Annotated in this window: 1 protein-coding gene; it reads right to left on the bottom strand. The window is 28.6% G+C overall.

Annotated features, from left to right (window positions below):
• Window positions 1–692: 692 nt before the first annotated feature.
• Window positions 693–1,247: a sugar-binding transcriptional regulator gene (locus EDC37_RS12215; protein WP_132551748.1), complete on the bottom strand. Its 555-nt coding sequence runs from the start codon at window positions 1,245–1,247 to the stop codon at window positions 693–695.
• Window positions 1,248–1,324: the final 77 nt, after the last annotated feature.

Raw genomic sequence — 1,324 nt, 5'->3', positions numbered from 1 at the left:
TGTATACCCTTTTTTAGTAATTGCCTACTTGAGACCTCAATACGAATAGCAAAAGAGGCTGTGGACAAAATGATTACTCATTTTGTCACAGCCCCTTAGTTTTTATTTTTATGTTATTTTATATCTAAAAATAAAAGAATATTAATATTATCTAGTGATACTATTCTCATAAACATTTACTCATACAAACATAATCAAATGTAAAACTAGATCAAGAATTAGATAATGAGGGAATAATTATCCTTAAAATGTATAGAAAAAATGCTACGGATTTTATAAGTATAAAATTCGCAGCATTTGATATTTTCTTCTAGTCATTCTTATAGTAGATATTCGCGTTTATTACGGGTAAAAACGAAGTCTGTTGCTATAATAATAGTAGCTTTTTATAATTACTGGATCAGGGGTTCATTTCTGTGGATGATTTTTGACATTCATCAATTCATTAGATTTATGATTTAAGAGTATATCCAGCATTTTTTGTACTGTCATGGATAGATCAAATTATTTTTATAATATCTGTATTAAGTAGTATAATATATAACATTGTTTAATTTACGTTGATTTTGTATAGTAAATGAATTATATAGATGAGAATAAGATTATGTCTATTCCTTTATAAATCCTTTTTACAAAAAAGAATGACTTAGTAAGCTTGCATTTTTACTTACCATAATATTTGCTATAAAACTTTATTTTATTAAAGCTTGTGCTGTATATTGATCTGTTATCAATATATTAGCAAAATGTCCTGTTAACGCCGCTTTAATAGCAGGGACTTTTCTTTGATTTCCTGCTACAAGAAGTCTCTTTTCCTTATTTTTTAATGATTCTAAAGTTATTCCAATAGTTCTATTGTCAAGCTCTTTATTACATAGTTGTCCTTTGGCATTAAAAAATCGTGAACAAATATCACCAACGGCATTTTCTTTCAAAGTTTTTTTATCTCTTTCATCAATATAACCTAATCTAAAAAGCAAAGCGTCATCTTTTACTGTTCCAACTGTAAATACAGCGATATTTGCCTGTCGACCTAATTCTAATATTCTTTTTATGTGGCGATCACTTTCTACTAATTCTTTTGTTTGTACACTATCAAACATTAATGGTAATGGTAAGTATTGTCCAATTGTATTGAAAGCTTTAGAAAATAGTTCAACTACTTCATAAGCATATGTGTTACTTTGAGAATGACTAACACCACCCTTTAATTGAACAATTTGTATGCCTTCCCTGTGTGTTAGCATAGTTGTCAGTGATAGATGAAAGCTTTTGTGTTACTATAGAGAAGTATCACAGAAAGGAGCTCGACACCCATGCAGTA

The sequence above is a fragment of the Pectinatus cerevisiiphilus genome, assembly GCF_004341685.1.
Taxonomy (GTDB): domain Bacteria; phylum Bacillota; class Negativicutes; order Selenomonadales; family Selenomonadaceae; genus Pectinatus; species Pectinatus cerevisiiphilus.
The sequence above is the reverse complement of the archived record's forward strand: the minus strand, read 5'-3'. Positions and strand labels throughout refer to the sequence as shown.